The sequence below is a fragment of the Pseudoclavibacter sp. JSM 162008 genome (assembly GCF_041366455.1).
Classification (GTDB): domain Bacteria; phylum Actinomycetota; class Actinomycetes; order Actinomycetales; family Microbacteriaceae; genus Pseudoclavibacter.
In genome coordinates, this window is the sequence record NZ_JBEWYX010000018.1 from 42,133 (window position 1) to 63,448 (window position 21,316).

21 protein-coding genes are annotated in these 21,316 nt (G+C 69.3%); 16 read left to right on the plus strand and 5 right to left on the minus strand.

All coding sequences use genetic code 11. The features are described 5' to 3' along the window. Positions 1–116: 116 nt before the first annotated feature. Positions 117–1,085, minus strand: a complete 969-nt coding sequence (locus ABVF28_RS14165) for an aldo/keto reductase (RefSeq protein ID WP_371030968.1) — start codon at positions 1,083–1,085, stop codon at positions 117–119. Between the two features lie 363 nt (positions 1,086–1,448). On the opposite strand from ABVF28_RS14165, the gene glnT reads away from it, so the two are divergent. The 4 genes from glnT to ABVF28_RS14185 are packed head-to-tail and all read left to right on the plus strand — an operon-like array spanning position 1,449 to position 5,996. After that, positions 1,449–2,888, plus strand: coding sequence for a type III glutamate--ammonia ligase (gene glnT, locus ABVF28_RS14170; RefSeq protein ID WP_371030969.1), 1,440 nt, complete (start codon positions 1,449–1,451; stop codon positions 2,886–2,888). Between the two features lie 52 nt (positions 2,889–2,940). Continuing rightward, complete coding sequence (locus ABVF28_RS14175; RefSeq protein WP_371030970.1) at positions 2,941–3,849, plus strand: glutamine amidotransferase; 909 nt, start codon at positions 2,941–2,943, stop codon at positions 3,847–3,849. Next, a complete protein-coding gene (locus tag ABVF28_RS14180; protein WP_371030971.1) occupies positions 3,837–4,598 on the plus strand; it encodes a protein glxC in 762 nt (253 codons plus the stop codon). The genes ABVF28_RS14175 and ABVF28_RS14180 overlap by 13 nt, the downstream gene beginning before the upstream one ends. 21 nt (positions 4,599–4,619) lie before the next feature. Then, positions 4,620–5,996 (plus strand): FMN-binding glutamate synthase family protein, encoded by a 1,377-nt coding sequence (locus tag ABVF28_RS14185; RefSeq protein ID WP_371030972.1) that lies wholly within the window; start codon positions 4,620–4,622, stop codon positions 5,994–5,996. Between the two features lie 136 nt (positions 5,997–6,132). Here ABVF28_RS14185 and ABVF28_RS14190 read toward each other — a convergent pair whose 3' ends face one another. Beyond that, entirely contained in the window at positions 6,133–6,699 is a 567-nt protein-coding gene (locus tag ABVF28_RS14190) for an AAA family ATPase (RefSeq protein WP_371030973.1), read from the minus strand. 459 nt (positions 6,700–7,158) lie between these two features. Between ABVF28_RS14190 and ABVF28_RS14195 the strand changes: the two genes are divergently transcribed. The 3 genes from ABVF28_RS14195 (at position 7,159) to ABVF28_RS14205 (ending at position 11,754) form a co-directional block, all read left to right on the plus strand. After that, positions 7,159–8,403, plus strand: coding sequence for an FAD-binding protein (locus ABVF28_RS14195; RefSeq protein ID WP_371030974.1), 1,245 nt, complete (start codon positions 7,159–7,161; stop codon positions 8,401–8,403). Between the two features lie 181 nt (positions 8,404–8,584). Next, on the plus strand, positions 8,585–9,259 hold the full coding sequence (locus ABVF28_RS14200; RefSeq protein WP_371030975.1) for a TetR/AcrR family transcriptional regulator: 675 nt from the start codon (positions 8,585–8,587) through the stop codon (positions 9,257–9,259). 14 nt (positions 9,260–9,273) lie between these two features. Continuing rightward, the gene (locus tag ABVF28_RS14205) at positions 9,274–11,754 is read left to right on the plus strand and encodes a YhgE/Pip family protein (protein WP_371030976.1); all 2,481 of its coding nucleotides are present in this window, start codon (positions 9,274–9,276) and stop codon (positions 11,752–11,754) included. 69 nt (positions 11,755–11,823) lie between these two features. Here the strand turns inward: ABVF28_RS14205 and ABVF28_RS14210 are convergent, their stop codons facing one another. Both ABVF28_RS14210 and ABVF28_RS14215 read right to left on the minus strand, forming a co-directional pair. Continuing rightward, on the minus strand, positions 11,824–12,561 hold the full coding sequence (locus tag ABVF28_RS14210) for a GPP34 family phosphoprotein (protein ID WP_371030977.1): 738 nt from the start codon (positions 12,559–12,561) through the stop codon (positions 11,824–11,826). Positions 12,562–12,638: 77 nt separating this feature from the next. Further along, complete coding sequence (locus ABVF28_RS14215; RefSeq protein WP_179555821.1) at positions 12,639–13,298, minus strand: XRE family transcriptional regulator; 660 nt, start codon at positions 13,296–13,298, stop codon at positions 12,639–12,641. Positions 13,299–13,399: 101 nt separating this feature from the next. On the opposite strand from ABVF28_RS14215, the gene ABVF28_RS14220 reads away from it, so the two are divergent. From ABVF28_RS14220 to ABVF28_RS14230, 3 genes are all read left to right on the plus strand, one after another. Continuing rightward, positions 13,400–13,990, plus strand: a complete 591-nt coding sequence (locus tag ABVF28_RS14220) for a hypothetical protein (RefSeq protein ID WP_371030978.1) — start codon at positions 13,400–13,402, stop codon at positions 13,988–13,990. Further along, positions 13,987–14,520: a ferritin gene (locus ABVF28_RS14225; protein ID WP_104310218.1), complete on the plus strand. Its 534-nt coding sequence runs from the start codon at positions 13,987–13,989 to the stop codon at positions 14,518–14,520. The genes ABVF28_RS14220 and ABVF28_RS14225 overlap by 4 nt, the downstream gene beginning before the upstream one ends. A 208-nt stretch (positions 14,521–14,728) precedes the next feature. Beyond that, positions 14,729–15,448 carry a CoA pyrophosphatase gene (locus tag ABVF28_RS14230; RefSeq protein WP_371030979.1) on the plus strand — a complete coding sequence of 240 codons (720 nt, stop codon included), beginning with the start codon at positions 14,729–14,731 and terminating at the stop codon, positions 15,446–15,448. Between the two features lie 228 nt (positions 15,449–15,676). Here ABVF28_RS14230 and ABVF28_RS14235 read toward each other — a convergent pair whose 3' ends face one another. Continuing rightward, on the minus strand, positions 15,677–16,513 hold the full coding sequence (locus tag ABVF28_RS14235) for an exodeoxyribonuclease III (RefSeq protein WP_371030980.1): 837 nt from the start codon (positions 16,511–16,513) through the stop codon (positions 15,677–15,679). 66 nt (positions 16,514–16,579) lie between these two features. On the opposite strand from ABVF28_RS14235, the gene ABVF28_RS14240 reads away from it, so the two are divergent. The 6 genes from ABVF28_RS14240 to ABVF28_RS14265 all read left to right on the plus strand — a co-directional run bounded on the left by ABVF28_RS14240 (position 16,580) and on the right by ABVF28_RS14265 (position 21,231). Next, the gene (locus ABVF28_RS14240) at positions 16,580–17,305 is read left to right on the plus strand and encodes a hypothetical protein (RefSeq protein WP_371030981.1); all 726 of its coding nucleotides are present in this window, start codon (positions 16,580–16,582) and stop codon (positions 17,303–17,305) included. Further along, a complete protein-coding gene (locus tag ABVF28_RS14245; RefSeq protein WP_371030982.1) occupies positions 17,302–17,607 on the plus strand; it encodes a transcriptional regulator in 306 nt (101 codons plus the stop codon). The genes ABVF28_RS14240 and ABVF28_RS14245 overlap by 4 nt, the downstream gene beginning before the upstream one ends. Before the next feature lies 1 nt (position 17,608). Then, the gene (locus ABVF28_RS14250; RefSeq protein WP_371030983.1) at positions 17,609–18,610 is read left to right on the plus strand and encodes an ABC transporter ATP-binding protein; all 1,002 of its coding nucleotides are present in this window, start codon (positions 17,609–17,611) and stop codon (positions 18,608–18,610) included. Between the two features lie 5 nt (positions 18,611–18,615). Then, on the plus strand, positions 18,616–19,368 hold the full coding sequence (locus ABVF28_RS14255; protein WP_371030984.1) for an ABC transporter permease: 753 nt from the start codon (positions 18,616–18,618) through the stop codon (positions 19,366–19,368). A gap of 175 nt (positions 19,369–19,543) precedes the next feature. Continuing rightward, positions 19,544–20,638, plus strand: coding sequence for a peptidoglycan-binding protein (locus ABVF28_RS14260; protein ID WP_371030985.1), 1,095 nt, complete (start codon positions 19,544–19,546; stop codon positions 20,636–20,638). Further along, positions 20,629–21,231: an ATP-binding cassette domain-containing protein gene (locus ABVF28_RS14265; RefSeq protein ID WP_371030986.1), complete on the plus strand. Its 603-nt coding sequence runs from the start codon at positions 20,629–20,631 to the stop codon at positions 21,229–21,231. The genes ABVF28_RS14260 and ABVF28_RS14265 overlap by 10 nt, the downstream gene beginning before the upstream one ends. The last annotated feature ends 85 nt before the right edge of the window (positions 21,232–21,316 follow it).

Below are 21,316 nucleotides of genomic sequence, written 5' to 3' on the forward strand. Positions count from 1 at the left end.
GGCGCCTTTCGTGGATGGGCAGGTGTGGCCATTCCATCGCGACGAGGAGCTGCGGCGGCGGGTGCGAAACCTCCCGGCGATCGCTCGTAACCCAGTGTTTACGCCGAGCCGCGCCGTCACCACCAGAACGGAGGCTGGGTGACGTGGGGCGCCTCGAGCCGCGCCACCTCGTCATCGGTGAGCGTCAGCTCGAGCGCGGCGACGGCGTCGTCAAGGTGCCTGGCCTTCGTCGCGCCCACGATCGGTGCCGCCACCGTCGGGTTGCGCAGCACCCAGGCGAGCGCGACCCGAGCCATCGGCACGTCGCGTTCTGCAGCGATCTGCTCGACGACATCGATGATCGGGCCATCGGCGTCGGTGTCGAACGCCTTCGCGACGGCGTCGACCTCGGCGCGTGACGACGATTGGCCGCGCGGGCGCGTCAGGCGCCCCTTGCCGTTCGGCGAGTAGGGCACGAGGCCGACGCCCATGTCGGCGCACATGGGGATCATCTCCCGCTCCTCCTCGCGCTTCAGCAGGTTGTACTGGTCCTGCATGGCCACGAAGGGCGTCCATCCGCCGACGGCCGCCGCCTGCTGCAGCTTCGCGAACTGCCACGCGTACATCGACGATGCGCCGAGGTAGCGCACCTTGCCTGCGCGTACGAGGTCGTCGAGCGCCTGCATCGTCTCCTCGACCGGGGTCGCGTCGTCGAAGCGGTGGATGTACAGCACGTCGACGTGGTCGGTGCCGAGCCGCTCGAGAGAGGCGTTCGCTTGCTCGAGGATGGCCTTCCGGGAGAGGCCCGAGCCGCCGGGGCCGTCGTGCATCTTGCCGGAGACCTTGGTTGCGACCACGATGTCCTCGCGTCGGCTGAAGCGGCGCATCGCGCGGCCGATGATCTCCTCGCTCGTGCCCTGCTGGTAGACGTTCGCGGTGTCCCAGAAGGTGATGCCGAGCTCCACCGCCTGGCGGAGCAGCGGCGCCGCCGCGTCGTCATCGAGGGTCCAGCTGTGCAGGCCGCGATTCGGGTCGCCGAAGCTCATGCAGCCAAGGGCGAGGCGACTGACGCGGAGGCCGGTTCGGCCGAGGTTCGTGTACTCCATGCCAGGAGCGTATGGCGGACCACCGACATCGAGGGAGTTCCTGCGAGTACCCGTTACGCAGTGCCCGGCTTGCCGGCTCTTACCACCCGGCGACAGACCTGGGCTTAGCGCAGGTGAAGGCGCGCGCGGGGATGTGCAACTGCGAGGTGTGCGGAGGTGGCTTCGCCAGACTTGGGGGTTGTGCCTCTCCCGCTGTGCGTGAGGGTGCGCAAATGCAATGTCTGCGCGCCGCTGCCCCGCCGCTGCCCCGCCGCTGCCCCGCCGCTGCCCCGCCGTCGCCGCCGCCAGTTCCCGTAACCCAGTGTTTACAGGGGCGAACGCTCTGGAAACATCCGCATGTCTACTATTGGCGAACAACGTTTCATGTCAGGTAACATCGACAACATGCGGGAGACGACCATGACGCAACTAGCCCCCAAGCTGGTCGAGGCCACCCCACCAGGCGGGAACAGCCTCGCGGCCGGCGACCGCATCACGCTCCGCGACCTCGCGCAGGCGCACGGCGTGCACTTCATCCTCGCCACCTTCGTCGACCTCAACGGGAAGCCGTGCGCGAAGCTCGTGCCGACCTCGGCGGCCGACGAGCTCGAAGCGGGCGCCCTCGGGTTCGCGGGCTTCGCCGCCGGCCTCATCGGCCAGGAGCAGCACGACCCCGACCTCATCGCGATCCCCGACCTCGACTCGTTCACGCCGCTGCCGTTCGTTCGCGAAGGGCTCGCGCTCGTGCACTGCGACCCGCACGTCGACGGCAAGCCGTGGCCGTACGCGCCCCGGAACATCCTGAAGCGCGCCATCGCCGAGCTCGCCACACGCGGCATGACGGCCAAGGTCGGCGCCGAGGTCGAGTACTTCCTCGTCGACCGTGCAGAAGACGGCACCCTCGCCCCGGCGGACAAGCGGGACAACGGCCCGCGCCCCTGCTACGACGCCCGAGGCGTGACGCGGATGTACGACCACCTCGCATCCGTCTCGACCGCCATCAACTCGCTCGGCTGGGGCAACTACGCCAACGACCACGAGGACGGCGCCGGGCAGTTCGAGCAGAACTTCGACTACGCCGACGCGCTCACGACGGCCGACCGGGTCATCACGCTCCGCTACATCCTCAACGTGCTCGCCGAGGAGCGCGGCATGACGGCCACGTTCATGCCCAAGCCCTTCACCGACCGCACGGGCACGGGCCTCCACCTGCACCTCTCCCTCTGGAGCGAGCAGGACGAGCCGCTCTTCCCCGCGACGACGGGCACCGACAGCGAAGCGGATGCGCGCGGCCTCGGCCTCTCGCCCGTCGCGTACGGCTTCGTGGCCGGCCTCCTCGAGCACGCGCCCGCGCTGCAGGCGTTCCTCGCCCCCTCGGTGAACTCGTACAAGCGCATCGGCACGGCCACCTCCAGCTCCGGGGCGACCTGGTCGCCGCGCAAGGCGTCGTACGGCGGCAACGACCGCACGCACATGGTGCGCGTGCCGGACAACAAGCGCGTCGAGCTCCGTTCTGGTGACGGCGCCGCCAACCCCTACCTCGCGGTCGCGACGGCCATCATGGCGGGCATCGACGGTATCGACAACAGCATCGACCCGGGCAACCCGTCAGGGCCTGGGCAGGCGCCGGAGGGCGCGGCCGTACTCCCCGCAACGCTCCTCCACGCCGTCGAAGCGCTGCGCCACGACCCCGTGATCCTCGCCAGCCTCAGCGGAGACGAGGCCACCGGCCGCTACTTCGCCGACGCGAAGGAGACCGAGTTCCTCACCTGGCACGCCCAGGTCAGCAACTGGGAGCTCGACACCTACCTCACCGCCTTCTAGCCACCCGCATCCAGAAGCCAGACCAGCTCACCCCCTCGAAAGGACCACGCCCGTGTGTGGAATCGCCGCGCTGCAGTTGCGCAACCCCCAGCTCAGGCCGCAGATGGGCGACCTGCTCTCGACCATGCTCTGCGAGATGGTCGACCGCGGACCCGACTCCGCCGGCCTCGCCGTCTACGACAACCCCGACCTCACCGGCAGTGCGGCGTCGACCCTCAGCCTGCTCGGGGGCACGCAGCTGCTCACCGCAGAAGAGCTGACGGCCGAGCTCGAGCGCACCCTGCCTGCGGGCGCCGCCCCCAAGGTCTCGGTCGTCGGGGACACGACGCTCGTCAGCGGGGAGCTGTCGACGAGCCTCCTCGCGGATGCGGTCAGCACGGTCCTCCCGACCGCCACGATCATCGGCCGCGGCGGCCACCTCGCCGTCATGAAGAGCGTCGGCAACCCCATGGATGTCGCCTCCAACCACGGCCTCGAGTCGATGTCCGGCAGCCAGGGCGTCTCGCACACCCGCATGGCCACCGAGTCGGCCGTGACGGCGGGCGGCACGCATCCCTTCGCCGTCGCCGACGACCTGTGCCTCGTGCACAACGGCTCCTTCTCCAACCACGCGTCCATCCGCCGCGAGCTGAAGCGCACTGGCGTGCAGTTCGACTCCGAGAACGACACCGAGGTCGGCGCCCGCTACATCGCCTCCCGCCTCGAGCAGGGCGACACCCTCGAACAGGCGCTCATCAACCTCGGCGAGGTCTTCGACGGCTTCTACACGCTCGTCGTCACCACCGCCGACAGCATGGCCATCGTGCGCGACCCCATCGCCTGCAAGCCCGCCATCGTCGCCGTCACCGACGACTACGTGGCCATGGCCTCCGAATACCGCGCCCTCGCGCAGCTCCCCGGCATCGAATCGGCCGACATCTTCGAACCAGTCCCCGGAAAGGTCTACACGTGGTCACTCTAGACAGCACCCAGTACGCGGCAGCCCCGGCGGTCGCACCGGCCCCCATCACGCCTCCGGCGGCAGCTCCGGCGTCAGCCGCCACTACCACCATCGACCTCGCGGGCCAGGATGTGCGAGTCGTGAACGCGGCAGTGCAGACGGCCGAAGGCGGAACCAGGTGGAGCATCCAGCACCCCGCCGGGAAGCACAACATCGCGGTCGGCATCACCTCCGCCATCGACGTCACGATCGACGGGCACGTCGGCTACTACGCCGCCGGGATGCACCAGCAGGGCTCGGTCACGATCAACGGCAACGCCGGCGTCGGGCTCGCCGAGAACATCATGAGCGGCACCGTGCACGTCACGGGTGACGCCTCCCAGTCGGCGGCCGCGACCGGCCACGGCGGTCTCGTCGTCATCGACGGCAACGCGGGGGCCCGCTGCGGCATCTCCATGAAGGGCGTGGACATCGTCGTGGGCGGCAGCATCGGCCACATGTCGGCGTTCATGGCGCAGGCCGGACGCCTCGTCGTGTGCGGCGACGCGGGGGAGGCGCTCGGCGACTCCATCTACGAGACGCGCATCTACGTGCAGGGCACCGTCGAATCTCTCGGCGCCGACTGCATCGAGAAGCCCATGCGCGACGAGCACCTCGCGGAACTCGCCGAGCTGCTGCTCGCCGCCGGCCGCGACGACGACCCGGCTGCCTTCAAGCGCTACGGCTCGGCCCGCAAGCTCTACCACTTCAACGTCGACAACGCCTACTAGGCCGAGCAGAGAGAGCCAGCCATGACGCTCATCGAACAGCCCACATCCGCGGCCACCGCAACAGCCACCCAGTCGCCCGCGCAGCTCGCCGAGCTCGGCCTCCGCGAGTCGGCGACCTTCGACCGCGCGACGATCTCCGACATCCAGCGCGCCGCCCGCACCGGCATCTACGACATCCGCGGGTGGGGTGCGAAGCGGCAGCTGCCGCACTTCGACGACCTGCTGTTCCTCGGCGCATCCATGTCGCGCTACCCGCTCGAGGGGTACCGCGAGCGCTGCGGCACCGACGTCGTGCTCGGCGACCGCTTCGCCTCGAAGCCGCTGCACCTCGACATCCCGGTCACCATCGCGGGCATGAGCTTCGGCGCCCTCTCCGCGAACGCCAAGGAGGCCCTCGGCCGAGGCGCGTCCGAGGTCGGCACCTCCACGACGACCGGCGACGGCGGCATGACGCCGGAGGAGCGCGGCCAGTCGAAGCACCTCGTCTACCAGTACCTGCCCTCTCGCTACGGGATGAACCCGGACGACCTGCGCAAGGCCGACGCGATCGAGATCGTGCTCGGGCAGGGCGCGAAGCCTGGCGGCGGCGGCATGCTGCTCGGGCAGAAGATCACCGAGCGTGTGGCCGGGATGCGAACCCTGCCCATCGGTATCGACCAGCGCTCCGCGAGCCGCCACCCCGACTGGACGGGCCCGGACGACCTGACGATCAAGATCGCCGAGCTGCGCGAGATCACCGGCTGGGAGAAGCCGATCTACGTGAAGATCGGCGCATCCCGCCCCTACTACGACACGGCGCTCGCCGTGAAGGCCGGCGCAGACGTCGTGGTGCTCGACGGCATGCAGGGCGGCACGGCTGCAACGCAGCAGGTGTTCATCGAGAACGTCGGCATCCCGACGCTGGCCGCGATCCCGCAGGCAGTCGCGGCGCTGCAGGAGCTCGGGATGCACCGCAAGGTGCAGCTCATCGTGTCCGGCGGCATCCGCACCGGCGCCGACGTCGCGAAGGCCATGGCCCTTGGCGCCGACGCGGTCGCGATCGGCACTGCCGCGCTCATCGCGCTCGGCGACAACGACCCGCGCTACCAGCAGGAGTACGCCGACATAGGCTCCGCCGCGGGCTTCTACGACGACTTCCAAGACGGGCGCGACCCGGCCGGCATCTCCACGCAGGACCCGGAGCTCGCCTCCCGCCTCAACCCCGTCGAGGGCGGGCGACGCCTCGCGAACTACCTGCGCGTGCTGACCATGGAGGCGCAGACCATCGCCCGCGCGTGCGGGAAGTCGCACATTCGCAACCTCGAGCCGGAGGACCTCGTCGCGCTGACCGTCGAGTCAGCGGCCATGGCCAACGTGCCGCTCGCCGGCACGAGCTGGATCCCCGGCAAGCAGTACTGAGGCGCGGGGCCTCTGCCGCCTCTCCGCCTCACCATCGACGGCGCCTCTCCAGCTGCGCCGCCTCTATCCGCGCCGCCTGGCCAACTTCCGTGACGAAACGATACTTCGGAGCCCCGAAACCTCGGATGCGGAGGTTTCATGACGGAAGTTGGTCAGACGTCGAGGGCCGGAGGGTTGCCGCCTCGAGTTGGGCGAGGCGCTCGGCGCGATCGCCCGCGAGCTCCGCGACGCGGAGGCCGATGAGGTCTGGATCGGCGGCGAGGTCGAGGAGGGCGTCGTTCATGGCATCCCGAAGTTCGAGGTCCTCGTCCTCGCTGACCGCGATCTGGTCCCGATAGGCGAGGGGGACCAGGGCAACGAGATCGATCTGCTCGGTGGCTTGGCGCGTGAGCGCGGCACCGCGCGCGATGGATGCGCGCGACCGCCCGGGCCTGCCGAGCGCATCGAGTGCGTGCAGGTAGGCCAGAAAGTCGACGGGCCCGCGTTCGGCGATGACGTTGGAGCCCGCCGGAAGCTCGGCCAGCCGGTGAGCCGCGATGTCGAGCTGGCGGCTGAACAGGACCGCGTCGAGTTCATCGAAGCGGTCGTCGATGAGTTCCTCGAACGGATCCGGCAGCACGAGGTACTCCGGATGCGCGGCCGCGAAGTCGCTGATGAGCGTGCTCTTGCCACTCGCATGGGTTCCCGACACGACGATCCGCATGGCAGGCGAGCCTAGGTCGTCGCGCGCGCCATCGCCATCGCTTTCGCTTTCGCCGCCGCCTTACACTCCGTCTCCACCTCTTAGCCATTCCCTCTGGCCAACATCAGTGCGATATCGGCGCTTTCTCCGTGTTTGGCGCTCGTCAGGCGCGATATTGCACTCATGTTGGTCAGGCGATGCTGTTCGTGAGTCCAGTTGGCTCGCGTTTCAGTGCAGCCGGCTGCCACTCCATCTACCGCCCTCTCGGCCACAAGCCGTTTGGCCAACTTCCGTGATCAGAGGGTGCCTCGAGGGGCTAGTGAGCCGGATGCTCCGGTTTCGTCCCGGAAGTTGGCCAGCGACAGACCAACTCACCCTGCCCCCCCGTATCGTGGTCGGCGGTAGAGCTCCAGGCCTGACGGTCCGCTCGAGCCCCGCCGGGTGCATCCACTTCGCAACGTCGCAGAAAGCAGGACAGCAGTGACCTCCAACTGGGCTGGCAACATCACCTTCGAGGCGGAGCGCGTCGCCGCCCCGACGAGCACGGCCGAGGTCAGGGAGGTGGTGCGCGCCGCGGTGGCTGCCGGACAGTCGGTGCGGGCGCTCGGCAGTGGGCACTCGTTCAACCGGATCGCCGACACGAGCGGAGTGCAGGTGTCGACGCGGGGGCTGCGCAGCCCGCTCCGCATCGACGAGGACCGGCGGTGGGTGTCGATCGGCGCTGGCACCCGCTACGGGGAGCTCGCGATCGACCTCGCCGAGCACGGCCTGGCGCTCGCGAACCTCGCCTCCCTCCCGCACATCTCCATCGCGGGGGCGGTCGCGACGGGCACCCACGGTTCCGGCAATACCAATCGGAGCCTGGCCGCCGCCGTCGCCGCCATCGAGTTCGTCGCGGGCGACGGGGAAGTGGTCGTGCTCGAGCGGGGCGACGAGGGCTTCGACGGGGCCGTCGTCTCGCTGGGGGCCCTCGGAATCGTGACGCGCATCCGCCTCGACGTCGTGCCCCACTTCGAGGTGCGGCAGCGGGTCTTCGAGAACCTGCCGTTCGCGGCGCTGCTCGAGAACTTCGACGAGATCACCGGCACCGGGTACAGCGTGAGCGCCTTCACGACGTGGGCCGAACCCGAGGTCATCGACCAGGTGTGGGTGAAGCAGCTCGCGAGCGAGCTCGCGCCTGGCGACTTCTACGGGGCCACGCCCGCGACTGAGGCCCTGCACCCCATTCGTGGCGTCTCGGCCGTGGCCTGCAGCGAGCAGTTCGGCGTCGCCGGCCCCTGGTACGAGCGTCTGCCGCACTTCAAGCTCGAGTTCCAGCCCTCCAACGGCGCGGAGCTGCAGAGCGAGTACCTCATCCCACGGCTTCGGGCCCAGGATGCGCTGCTCGCGCTCGCGGGCATCGCCGACCGCATCCGCCCCCACCTGCTGGTCAACGAGGTGCGCACGATTGCGCGCGACTCCCTCTGGCTGAGCCCCATGCACGGCAACGATGCTGTCGGCCTGCACTTCACATGGAAGCAGGACCCGGAGGTCGCCGAGCTGCTGCCGCTGCTCGACGAGATCTTCGAGCCACTCGGCGGTCGCCCGCACTGGGGCAAGGTCTTCGACGAGCGGATCGACGTCGCCGAGCGGTACCCGCGCATCGGCGACTTCCGGAAGCTCGTCGGGCGCTACGACCCGAACGGCGTCTTCGCGAACGACTTCACGCGACGCGTGCTGCGGTAGGCCTGAGGCTGGACGCGATTCGAGCCCTGGCGCGCGGAACGGCCCGTTTCTGCACTGATGTTGGTCACGCGGGAGTTCGCTTGGCATCGCCGCGCCCCACTGCGACTCGAACTGACCCTGTTGTGATCTCGCACGATCGTGCTAATTTACATCTGTAAATTAGTTGCGAGCGAGGAGTGCCGTGATCCAGGAAGATGCGAGGTTCGTCCGTTCGCGGGCGGCGCTCATCGCTGCCGTCGTCGAACTGCTCGATGAAGGGCGCGACGCAGCCCAGCTGAGCATCACCGACATCGTCGGCCGGGCCGGAGTCAGTCGTCCCACGTTCTACAAGCACTTCGACGACACGGCCGCGCTCATCCGCGAGGCCGCCCTCCGCCGCCTGCAATCGGCCTTCGATCGGATTCCGAGCGTCGGCGACGACCCTTCGTGGCCGACCTTCGTGCGCGGCACGCTCCGCGCGCTCCTCCACGAACTCGACGCAGACGCCCCTTTCTACCGGGCGGCTCTCGAGAGCAGCTTCGGCCTCCTCACGGGCGACGTCATCGCGTACCTCGCCACGAGGCTCCTCGAATCGTCACCGCTCGGACCCGTCATCCGACGGCGCCCGGGCCCCGACACCCCGCGGGACCGCGCCGAGTTCCTCGCGGCCGGCGCCATGTGGCACGTCACGCGGTGGCTCTTCACTGACGCCGACGTCCCAGTCGAAGCGGACACGAACCCGACCGCCGACTCCTCGGCCGCTGCTCGCGCATCCACCGATGAACTCGTCGAGCGCCTCTCCTCCCTGCTCCTCGCATCCTCCGGCGCGACTGTCGCCGAGCTTGACGCCCTCCGCGCCGAGCACGTTCGCTCATAGGACTTCACACCCACATGCGTTCCTTCTCACTTCCCGCCTTCGTGCGCTCGCACCGGCGGACGCTCATCGTCATCGTCGGCATCGCGCTCATTCCCCTCATCTACGCGGGCTCGCTGATCTGGTCGAACGAGGACCCGACGCACCGCCTCGACCACATCAACGCGGCCATCGTGAACAGCGACCAGGCGGCGACCCCCGCGACGACCACCGAGGGGGAGCCGGCCGAACCCGTCGATCTCGGCGCGACGCTCACCGAGAAGCTCGTCGACAGCACCGAGTCGAACAACTTCAGCTGGCACGAGATGTCGGCTGATGAGGCGCAGAGCGAGCTCGAGTCCGGCAAGGTGCTCGCCGTGCTCGATATCCCGGCGGGCTTCTCTGCGGCGGCCGTCTCGGCGGGTGGTGACGACCCGCTGGACGCGGCCATCGCTCGCCTCTCCATCACCACGAACGACGGGGCGAACATCATCGTCGGCAACATCGCGTCGACGGTCGGCACGACGGTCGCCGACGAGCTGGCGACAGAGGTCTCCGAAGAGTACCTCCGCAACGTCTACGTGGGCTTCACCGACATCCACGAGAGCGTCTCCGAGGCTGCCGACGGCGCGACCGAGCTCAACGACGGCGCCGAGCAGGCGCGCACCGGCTCTGGCCAGCTCGTCGTCGGGCTCGGCCAGCTGCGCGAGGGCGGGCTCACCCTCGCCGACGGCAGCGCGACGCTCGCCGACGGGGCGGCTCAGGTGGATGCGGGCGTGCAGCAGCTCAACGCCGGTCTCGTCACCGCCAACTCGGGTGCGCAGACGCTCAGCTCCGGCGCCGCGGACGCCAACGCGGGCGCGCAGCAGCTCAGCGCGGGCGCTGCGACCGCGAACACGGGTGCACAGCAGTTGAGCGCGAAGCTTGCAGAGGCGAGCTCCGGTGCGCAGCTCCTCAGCGATGGGCTCGCGGAGTTGAACTCCAAGACGAGCGACCTGCCTGCGAGCGTCACGACGCTCACGGAAGGGGCGACGACTCTTGACGCTGGAGCGACGGCTCTCGCCGGTGGCCTCGAGACGGCCCTTGGAGCGAGCAGGGGCCTCGACGACGGCACCACTGCCCTCGCCGCTGGTGCCGGGGACCTCTCAGGCGGCATCGATTCGCTGCTTGCCGACTACGACTCGCTGTCCGACGCCCAACGCAAGGAACTGCTGACGCAGCTCTCCACTGCTGGACAGTCCCTCGGCGCGAAGGCCGGCGAACTGAGCGCCGGGACATCCGCGCTCGTCGGTGACGCCGCCGCGGGGACCGGGCTGAGCTACCTCCAAGCGAAGTCAACCGAACTCGCCGCTGGCGCCACCCAGCTCTCCGACGGCGTCTCACCGCTCAGCGGCAACGTCGACGAGCTCGTTGCAGCGGTCTCAACGGTTTCGAGCAAGTCGGCGGAACTCGCGACCGGGGTGGAGCAGCTCTCCACCGGTGCTTCCACGCTCGCGACGGGCACCCAGTCGCTCGCCGACGGAACGTCGACGCTGGCGGCCGGAACCCAGTCGCTCGCGGACGGCGCATCCTCGCTCGCGACGGGCACGCAGACACTCGCGGACGGCGCATCCACCCTCGCGCAGTCGACGCCGAAGCTCGCCTCGGGTGCCTCCGAGCTCTCGTCGGGCGCGACAACCCTCGCTGACGGAACCGCCGACGCCGAGTCGGGCGGCGCCGAGCTGAACGACGGCATCACGCAGCTCGCCGACGGCAGCAAGACGCTCGCGGATGGCCTCGACGACGGGGTCTCCGATATCCCGAGCTACACGGATGCACAGGCCGACCACCTCGCCGGCGTCACGTCGACGCCAGTGGAGATCACGAAGACCCGCCTCAACGAGGTGCCCGCGTACGGCTACGGTCTCGCCCCCTACTTCATGACGCTCGGCCTCTGGGTCGGCGCGCTCGCCTTCTACCTGATGTTCCCGCCACTGCGCGAGCGTCTTGTGCTCGGCCGTCAGCCCGCGATCGTCGTGGCGCTACGCAGCTTCGCGCCCGGCGCGATGCTCGGCGCCGCGCAGAGCCTGCTCATGCTCACGATCGTCCGCTTCGGGCTCGGGCTCGAACCCGCCGACATGCTCGGCCTCATCGCGCTGGCGCTGCTCACGAGCGTCACGTTCGTCGCCGTCAACCAGGCCTTCAACGCGCTCCTCGGCCCTCCCGGACGCTTCCTCGCGCTCATCATGATCGTGCTCCAGCTCTCCTCAGCCGGCGGCACCTACCCGGTCGAGACGGCACCCGCGTTCTTCCAGCTCATCCACTCGTGGCTGCCGCTGAACTACGCCGTCACGGCGTTCCGCTCGCTCGTCGCCGGCGGGTCGATCGGCATCGGGGAGGCGTACGGGATGCTCACCGTCTGGCTCGTCGCGGCCCTCGCCCTGACGACGCTGTCGATCGTCATCAAGCGCCGCCGGGAACGCCTGAAGCCGGCCGCAGCACCCGCTGCTGCGCGCATCCCGGAAGCCTCCACGGTCTAGGGCTTCCGCGTAGGGCTTCCGCGACTGCCACCCCGAAAGCGCTGTCAGGCGGGCCGCGGCGTCCGTGACCTAGTTGTTCGCCGCGTTGGCGGCGACGCTCGCCGCGACTGCAGCGTTGATCGTGATGGCGTTCATGGTGCGGGCGACGGCCGAACTGGCCGCGGTGGCTCCCCAGTCACCTTGCTCGAGGGCCTTGGCGCGGTTGATGACGTCGGTCTCCCAGGGGATCTCCCGGTGCAGCGTCGGCATCGACCCGCTCGCGGACATGAGCGCCGCGAGGGCAGCGGTTCGCGCGTCGGGTTCCGCGCCGTCGATGAGCACGGACTGCACGCGGCTCATGAGCCTGGCGCGGCGTCCCGTATCGCCCAGGCTGAGCGTCGTCTTCGGGATGAACCCGAAGGTCTTGCCCTGCTCGCGGGTGAGGTCGCCGCGGACGATGAGGCTCTCGAGCAGTTGGCCGCGGAGGGTCGGCCCGATAGCGGCGAGCATGCCCTGCACCTCGCGCCGCTTCTCCCGCGAGTACTCCCAGGCCGACCGCAGAATCTCGTCCTCGGGCGCCTCATCGCCGACCGAGAGCACCAGCGTTCCGCGAGGCCCCGCCTGCTCGATTCCGATCTGGTCGTTCAAGGCCAACTCAGTGAGCACCGCCCCGCCGAGCACGTAGAAGAGGGTGCCTTCGCCGCCGATGGTGCCGTCGTCCGGGTTGAAGAGCAGCAGCAAGAGGTCTTCTGCGAGCAGCGGCTGCGGATCACTGGCGTGGTCGGCGCCGGCACCGGTGTCGTCGTGGATGCGGTCGGGCTGTTCCATGGATCCCCCTGGCTGGTGCGCGAGTCGTCGTGCGCGCCAAGCTAGCATCCGCGCCTCAGGCCGATTCCTGGCGCGCCTCAGCCTTCGGCGCGGTCTCCGTACGCGGTGACCGACAGGAAGCGGGCGGGCAGCTCGATGAGCTCTTCCGGCCCGTGTGGGCCCTCGCCGTCGAACTGGAGGGTGTCGCCTGGGCCCATCTCGTAGCGCGCATCCCCGTGTCCGTAGGCCATGCGGCCTTCGAGCATGTAGAGCAGCTCGGTGCCCGGATGCTGGAACAGCGGGAAGACCTCGCTCGCCTCGGTGAGGGTCACGAGCACAGCCTCCATGCGCTTGTGCTGGCCGCGCAGGGCGCCGAGGAGCTCGTAGAGGTGCCCGGATCGGGAGCCTCGGCGCACGATCTGCGCGCCGTGGCCTGCTGGCACGTAGACGGCTTCGCGGTCGGAGTCGACGCCGCGGAAGAGCGCCGTGACGGGCACGTCGAGGCCGTGGGCCAGGCGGCCGAGCGTGGTGAGGCTGCAGGAGGTGAGGGCGTTCTCGATCTTCGACAGCATGGCCTTCGAGATGCCCACCTTCTCGGCCATCTCGGCGACGGACAGGCCGGTCGCGAGCCGGTACGCGCGCACCTGGGCTGCGATGGCCCGCTCGAGGTCGCCCGGCTGCGGGCCGACCGTGGCCGGGTCGACCTCGCGGTCCACCGAACCCACGCCGATCTCGTCGTGGTCGTGTGCGTCGCTCATGCAGCCTCCGGGGTTCCGCTCAAGCCTAGCTTTCGAGCGTTCGCGAGCCGGACGCCTGGCATCGTTTGGTGTTGGGAGCCCCTTGCCCCTAGCGTTGCGGCATGACGAGCGCGAGCGCAGGGGCAGAGCGTGGCTGGGTTCTGCGCGCGGCGATCAGGGCCGGGCTGCTCGCGGTCATCGCCGGGTTCCTTGCCTACATGCTGCTGATCTTCCCAGGGGCGGCGGCCGCATCCAGCATCGATCGCGACTCGGCCGAGGGCGCCCGACTCGCGGGGACGCTCATCCCGATCGCCGTGGCGAGCATCGCTGCCGCGCTGGTGCTGGGGGTCTGGCTGACGCTCGACGTTGCTCGGGCGATCAGCCTCAGCTTCCGGCGCGCGGTGTCGAGGGGTGAGGGGATGCGGCTGCGAGCGTCGCTGCCGTGGGTCGCCGCGCTCGCGGTGCTGGTCGCGGTGGGCTGTGCGACGCTCAGCGTCGCCGTCATCGTGGACAGCATCGTCGCCGGCATCGGCGTGGATGCGGATCAGACCAAGTACTGGGGGAGCACCGGCGCGATCATCGGGGACGCGTTCGGTGCAGCCTGCATCCCGTTCGTGGTCGCGACCGGTGTCGCGCTGGTCACGTGGACGATCCGCGCGGCAACGAAACTTGACCGCCACACGAAACACGCCGGGAGTAGCGTTGCGGCGTGACTTCTTCTTCGTTCAATGACCTTCTGACCGCCCAGATCGGCAACGAGTTCTCGGCATCGCAGCAGTACATCGCGATCGCCGTGTGGTTCGACAACCACGACCTCCCGCAGCTGGCGGCGCACTTCTACCAGCAGTCGGTCGAGGAGCGCAATCACGCGATGATGCTCGTGCAGTACCGCCTCGACCGCGACCTCGGCGTCACGATTCCCGGCGTCGCCGCCCCCAGGACCGAGTTCGCGAACGTCGTCGAGCCAATCGAGCTCGCGCTCGAGCAGGAGCGGGAGGTGACGTCGCAGATCGAGGCGCTGTTCCGCGCGGCACGTGCGGATGGCGACGCGATCGGCGAGCAGGCGATGCTCTGGTTCCTGAAGGAGCAGGTCGAGGAGGTCGCCTCCATGTCGACGCTCGTCACGATCGCGAAGCGCGCCGGCGACAACCTCTTCGACATCGAGAACTTCATCGCCCGCGAGACCGTCGGCGACAGCGGCCAGGACGCGGATGCTCCTGCCGCGGCCGGCGGGGCGCTCTAGGCGCTCGCCGCGGGTTCGATCGCGCCGTCGTCAGCCACCCCCGCGGCCCGGCCGTCTCCGGATGGCTTCCACGCACATGGATGGCTTGCAAGCCATCCCAAAGCGCGAAAACCATCCGGAGACGAAGCGCCGGTTGAGGGAGGCGCGGCCCGAACGAGGCACGAGCGAACTCTGGGATCGCACTGGACGCGTCACGTACGCTGGAGCGGTGCATCTCGAACCGACGACGAAGGCCGCGCGTGCGCAGCTGACCGAGCTCGCCGAGTGCGCGGCTGCGGGCCTCGAGCCCGCCGTGCCGCTGTCGCCCGTGGATGAGCGGCTCGTGCGCGTCTCGCGATCTGCGGCTGTGCTCATCCTCTTCGGGATGCTCGACTCGCTCCCAAGCGACCGCGACGCCCAGTCGGGGGCCGTGTCTCGTGACCTCGACGTGCTGCTGCTCGCGCGCGCGTCGACGCTGCGCTCGCATCCTGGACAGGTCGCGTTCCCGGGCGGACGCGTCGACCCGGAGGACCGCGACGCGGTTGCCGCGGCCATCCGCGAAGCCGTCGAGGAGACGGGGCTCGACGCCGACGGCATCGACGTGCTCGGCCCCCTCGAGCCCGTGCCACTCACGTACTCCCGCCACCTCGTGACGCCGGTGCTCGCCTGCTGGCGCCGCACCTCCGCCGTCGGGGTCGTCGATGAGGCGGAGTCAGCTGCCGTGTTCCGCGCGCCCGTCGCTGACCTGCTCAACCCCGCGAACCGCGGCGTCACCGTGCTGCGCCGCGACGGCGAGGAGTGGCGCGGCCCCGGCTTCCTGGTGCGCGACGACAGCGGCGAACACCTCGTCTGGGGTTTCACGGCGATGCTGCTCGACGGCATCTTCGACCGCCTCGGCTGGACCGAGCCGTGGGATGAGGCGCGGGAGTTCGAGCTGCCGGAAGGCTGAGCGAGCCCGCGCCCTCGCATGCTCCTGCCCACGCGGCACGCGTGTCCGAGAGCGGGCGCGGATCGGGCTGTCGCCGCATCCGCCCGCACTCTCAGAATGGAGAACTCGCTTCGTGCTGGGAAGTTTCCCGCAACGAAGTGAGGTTGCCATCCCGAAGTCGGGGTGCGGTCGGCCAGAACGCTTCGGGGTGGTGGATGCGAGGTGCTGTCGCGCCCGCTTCGCCGACGCCTAGAAGATCATCGGGCGGTCGTCGTCGAGGGAGGTCTCGAGGTCGAGCTCCACGACGACGGGCACGTGGTCGCTCGGGCCGTCGCCCTTGCGCTCGTCGCGTTCGATGGATGCATCCACGACGAGGTCGTCGAACTCCGGGGTGCCGAGGATGAAGTCGATGCGCATGCCCTCGTTACGGGGGAATCGGAGCGACTTGTAGTCCCAGTAGGTGTAGCCCTCGACGCCGCGCGAGCGCACGGTGTCGACGAAGCCGGCCTCGAGGAACGCCTCGAACGCGGCACGCTCGGGCGCCGACACGTGGGTCGAGGCGACGAATGCGGCCAGGTCCCAGACGTCGATGTCGAGGGGAGCGATGTTGAAGTCGCCCATGAGCGCGAGCGGGGTGTCTGGATGCGCCTGCCGCCACGCGGTCATGTCGGCGAGCAGCGCCTTCAGCCAGGCGAGTTTGTACGGGTAGTGGTCGTTGGTGAGCTCGCGGCCGTTCGGCACGTAGAGCGACCACAGGCGCACGTCTTCGACGGTGACGCCGAGGGCGCGGGCTTCGAGCGGAAGCGTGCCCTCTGGCGTTGCCTTCCCGAAGCCTGGCATGTCGGCGAACGTGATCTCGGGATCGCTCATGGGGAGGCGGCTCGCGAAGGCGACGCCGTTCCACTGGCTGAGGCCGTGGATCTCGAGCTCGTAGCCGGCCTCTTCGAACACCTCGCGGGGGAACTGCTCGGGCTTGCACTTGATCTCCTGCATCGCGAGTACGTCGATGTCGGCGCGCACCATCCAGTCGATGACTCGTCCCGAGCGGGCGCGGATGGAGTTGACGTTCCAGGTGGCGATGCGCATGGACTCAAGGCTATCGCCCGACATCCTCACTTGACGCAAACTAGTTTGCGGCGCAAACTGGTTTGCATGGACACCAACGACCGCCGGACTCCCGCCGAACCCAGCACCCAGCAGGCTGGTGACGACGACCGTGCCCTCGCACCGAGCGAGATGCTCGCCCTCATGCGCGACCAGCAGCGCACGACACGCACCCGGCTCGACCGGGCGCTGTACATCCTCCTCGGCACCTGGGCCGTGGCCTGGCTGGTCGGCTTCCAGGCTCTCTGGAGTGCAGAGGATGGGGGTGGGAGCCCGCTCATCCGCATCCCCACCGTGACGGCGTTCGTCATCTTCGGAGCGCTCATGGTCGTCGGCGTCATCGTCTCGGTGATCTGCGGGGTCTCGATGGGGCGGGGGATGCGCGGCCGCAGCAACACGGCGGGCACGCTCTATGGGTTCTCGTGGTCCATCTCGATGATGGGCGCCTGGTTCCTCGCGGCCTCGCTGCTGCGTCAGGTGGAGGACCCAGCCCTCGCGCCGCTGCTCATGCCGGGCATCTTCGTCATCACGATCGGTGTGCTCTACATGGCGGGCGCCGCCATGTCCCGCTCCGGCGCGCAGTTCGCGCTCGGGGTCGCCGTCATCGTGCTCGCCGTCGTCGCCACGGCGCTCGGCGCACCCACCCACTACCTCGTCTACGGCACGGCGGGCCCGCTCATCTTCATCGCCTTCATCGTGCTGCTGCGCACGGGGGTCATCTCGAGCGAGCCGCCCCTGCGGGAAACGAGTTCGCACGGTGAGGTGCACGCATGAGCGACCCGAGCGCCGAGTTCGACCCGATCATCCACGCGCCCGCCCGACTGCGCATCATGACGACCCTCGCCGAGAGCCTCGACGACGGCGATGAGATGACGTTCTCGAAGCTGCGCAGCCTCCTCGACATGACGCCGGGCAACCTCACGACGCACCTCTCGAAGCTCGAGGACGCCGGCTACGTCGTCATCAACAAGGCCTTCGCGGGCCGCAAGCCCGTCACATATCTGACCATCAGCCCTGCCGGTCGAGCCGCGTTTCGCAGCTACCGGACGGCGCTCCTGAAACTCCTCGGGGGATGACATGAACGCCCAACCCGCCAACGCCCGGCCCGCCAGTGCGCGGCCCGCCACGATCGTCGAGGTCGACGAAGTGGTCAAACGATTCGGCCAGCACACGGCCCTCGACGGGATCTCGCTGAACGTCACCGCCGGTGAGTGCGTCGGCCTGCTCGGGCCGAACGGCGCCGGCAAGACGACGCTGCTGTCGCTCCTGCTCGGCCTGCGCTCGCCGACGACCGGCACGGTGCGGCTCTTCGGCGGCGACCCGCTCGCCGTCCGCACGCGCATCCGAGTGGGGTCGACGCCGCAGGCCAGCGCGCTGCCGGAGGCGCTCAAGGTTGCGGAGGTGCTCGACTACGTTGCGGCCCACTACCCGAAGCCCGCGGCCAGGAACGAGCTGGTGGATGCGTTCGACCTGGGCCCGCTGCTCGGCAAGCAGTGCGGCTCGCTCTCCGGCGGACAGCAGCGGCGGCTCGCGGTGGCGCTCTCGTTCGTCGGCGACCCCGACCTGGTGCTCCTCGACGAGCCGACGACGGGCCTCGACGTCGACGCGCGGCGCAGCCTCTGGGAGGCGCTCCACACCAAGCACCGGGCCGGATGCGCCGTCATCGTCACGAGCCACCACCTCGAGGAGATCGAGCAGCTCGCCGAGCGGGTCGTCGTCATCGACCACGGCAGGGTCATCACGGACGGCAGCCTCGCCTCGGTGGTCGGCAGCGTCTCCCGCCGCAGGGTGACGATGCGGGGCGTCGACGCGGCGCGCATCCAGGCCATCGACGCCGACGCGCTGACCGAGACGGTCGAGGGTCCGGGCGGTTCAGCGGGTTCGGGGCGGGCAGCGGATGCGGGGCTCGTGACCGCGCTCGTGCGCGACTCGGACGCGTTCATCCGCTCGCTCGTCGCATCCGGCGCGCCCTTCACGGATCTGACCGTGCGCGGGGCGACGCTCGAGGAGGCCTTCCTCGCCATGACGCAGAACGACGAGGCCTCGCCCGCCGTCAAGAACGCACAGAACGGGAGTTGAGGACCATGTCCACTGCAGCACTCATCGCCACGCACGTGAAGTACTCGCTCATCGAGACGGCGCGCGTGCCCATCGCCGTCATCGGGTCGCTCGTCTTCCCGACGCTCGCGTTCTGCTTCTTCGTGCTGCCGCAGCGCGCGATCGCCGAGGATCCGGTGATCGCCACACAGGCCGTCGCGTCGATGATCGTGTTCGCCTTCATGACCAACGGGCTCTTCAGCCTCGGCCTCGACCTGGCCGAGCAGCGCTCGAAGCCGTGGGTGCCGTACCTGCGCACCCTGCCGGGGAAGCCGTCCGCGCGCATCGCGGGGCTTGTCATCGGGACGCTCGTGATGGCGGTCGTCTCGATCGTGCCGCTGCTCATCGTCGGCGGGCTCTTCACGGCGGCCGCCCCGACCCTCATGCAGGTGGTGTTCGGCCTCATCGCGGTGGTGCTCACGGCGGTTCCGTCCGCCCTCATCGGCGCGATCGTCGGCACGACCGCGGGGCCGAAGGCGGCGATCGCGATCACGCAGGTGCTCATGTTCCTGCTCGCCTTCGGAGGCGGCCTGTTCCTGCCACCCATGATGTTCCCCGGCTGGCTGGATGCCGCCTCGAAGGTGCTGCCCGTGCGGCAGGCGCGCGAGGTGGTCATCGCGGTGGTCTCCGGCGGGCAGTTCCCGGTGTGGGCGCTCTTCGGCCTCCTCGCGTGGACGGCCGTCCTCGGCTTCCTCGCGGTGTTCTTCTACAAGCGAGACGAGGGTCGGAAGTTCTCGTAGGGGCCGTGGACAACCTGGCTATGAACGCTGAAAATCTCCATCAATCTGGCCGAGGGAACGCCACTTAGACGGAATCCATGAGAATGGATCTTCTTCGTTTGTTGCGGTCCAGAATCACCGCTACATTGATCCGCGTCGGCGCAAAGTGGCCCGACTCGGATCGAGGGGTGGCAGGGTGAAGCACGCGCAGCCTGGCAACGAAGACGTGGTCAGCGTCGTGTCGGACAGCGACCGACCTGCCCGGCGCCGGGGCTTCTCTGCCACCGTCGCGCTGGTCATCGTCGCCACGCTGGCGGTAGCCGCATCCCTCGTCGCCTTCTCCGTCTTCCGCCCCACCCCGCCCGGACTCGCAACCGCCTCCGTGCCTTCAGAAGTGCAACTCGTGGCCGAGGAACTGACCGACGCACGAGCCGTGGAGCTGACTGCACAGCTGGGTGACGACGCCTCCTTGCCGTCACCGACGAGCGGCACGCTGACCGACTCGTCCTGCACTGCAGGCGGCGACCTCGTCTCAGGGGGGAGCTCCTTCAAGGTCGGCGAGACTCCGCTCGTGAGTCTCCACACGTCCACGCCGCTCTGGCGGGACCTCAGCTATGGCCTCAAGGGTCCCGACGTCACCGCACTGCAGGTGGCGCTTGCGGGCCTCGGCTACGACGTGTCCGAGACTGACACCTTCGACTGGCAGACGTGGTCTGCCTGGGACGACCTCGTCGAGTCGATGTACGGCGACACCAAGCAAGGCGAGCTGGCACTCGCACAGGTGCTCTGGCTCCCCTCGGCGACGATCTCGGTGCAGTCCTGCCCGGTCCCGCTCGGACAGACAGCCGCGCAGGGCGAGGCTCTTGTCGACCTCGCGAACCCACTCCTATCGGCCTCCGTGAAGAGCTACCCGACAGACCTCGTGCCCGGTGCGCGAAAGCTGACGCTTGAGGGCGTCGACGTCGCGATCGACGAGGAGGGAGCCGTGACGCCTGAAGGGCTCTCCGTGCTGGCCGGCACGAATGCGTTGGCGAAGTACGCGGCGAGCCCTGACGATGCGAGCATTCAAGCCGAGCTCGTGCTGGTCGGTGCGACCACCGTCTACGCGGTCCCCCCGGCCGCGGTCGCGATGACCAGCGAAACAGGTGGATGCGTCGCGACGCCGGACGGCGGGTCGCTCCAGGTGGCCGTCGTGTCCTCGAAGCTCGGTCGCACCTACGTCTCGTTCCCGGAGCCGCCGACAGCCGCGGCCGTCAAGGCCGTCGCGAAGAAGGACCTGGCATGTTCGTGACGCTCGCCGACGTCGGACATCGTTACCCCGGCCATCCGCTGCTCTTCGAGAACGTCTCCGCGCGCCTCGACCCTGGCCGTGTCTACGCGCTCACGGGCCCGTCCGGATCAGGGAAGTCGACGCTGCTCGGGATGCTCGCCGGCTGGATCCCACCCGTGCTCGGCAACATCACGCGTGTCGGCGTGGAGCGGATCGGCTGGGTGTTTCAGAACCCGCACGGCGTTGCGCGGAGGACGGCGCTCGACCACGTGGCGCTTGCGTTCGTCGCACGGGGGGAGACAAGAACACGTGCGGATGTTCGCGCTCGGGAACTGCTCGAACGCTTCGGCCTGGGACACGCGGCCGATCGCCAGTTCAGGGCTCTCTCCGGAGGCGAGGGGCAGCGGCTCATGCTCGCACGCGGCATCGCCGCCGCCCCCGACCTGCTCCTGGTCGACGAGCCGACGGCCCAGCTCGACCTGCGCACGGCAGCTTCCGTCAGCGACGCCCTCGGGCGCATCGCCACCGACGGCACGATCATTGTCGTCGCCACGCACGACGCCCGCACGAGAGACGCCTGCACCGACGTTATCGACCTGGGGCTGTTCCAATGAGCGCGATGCGGTTCCGCGAAGTGCGGCGGGAGGCTGGCCGAAACCTGTCGTCCGGAGCGAGTCGCGCGGTGTTGCTGATGCTGCT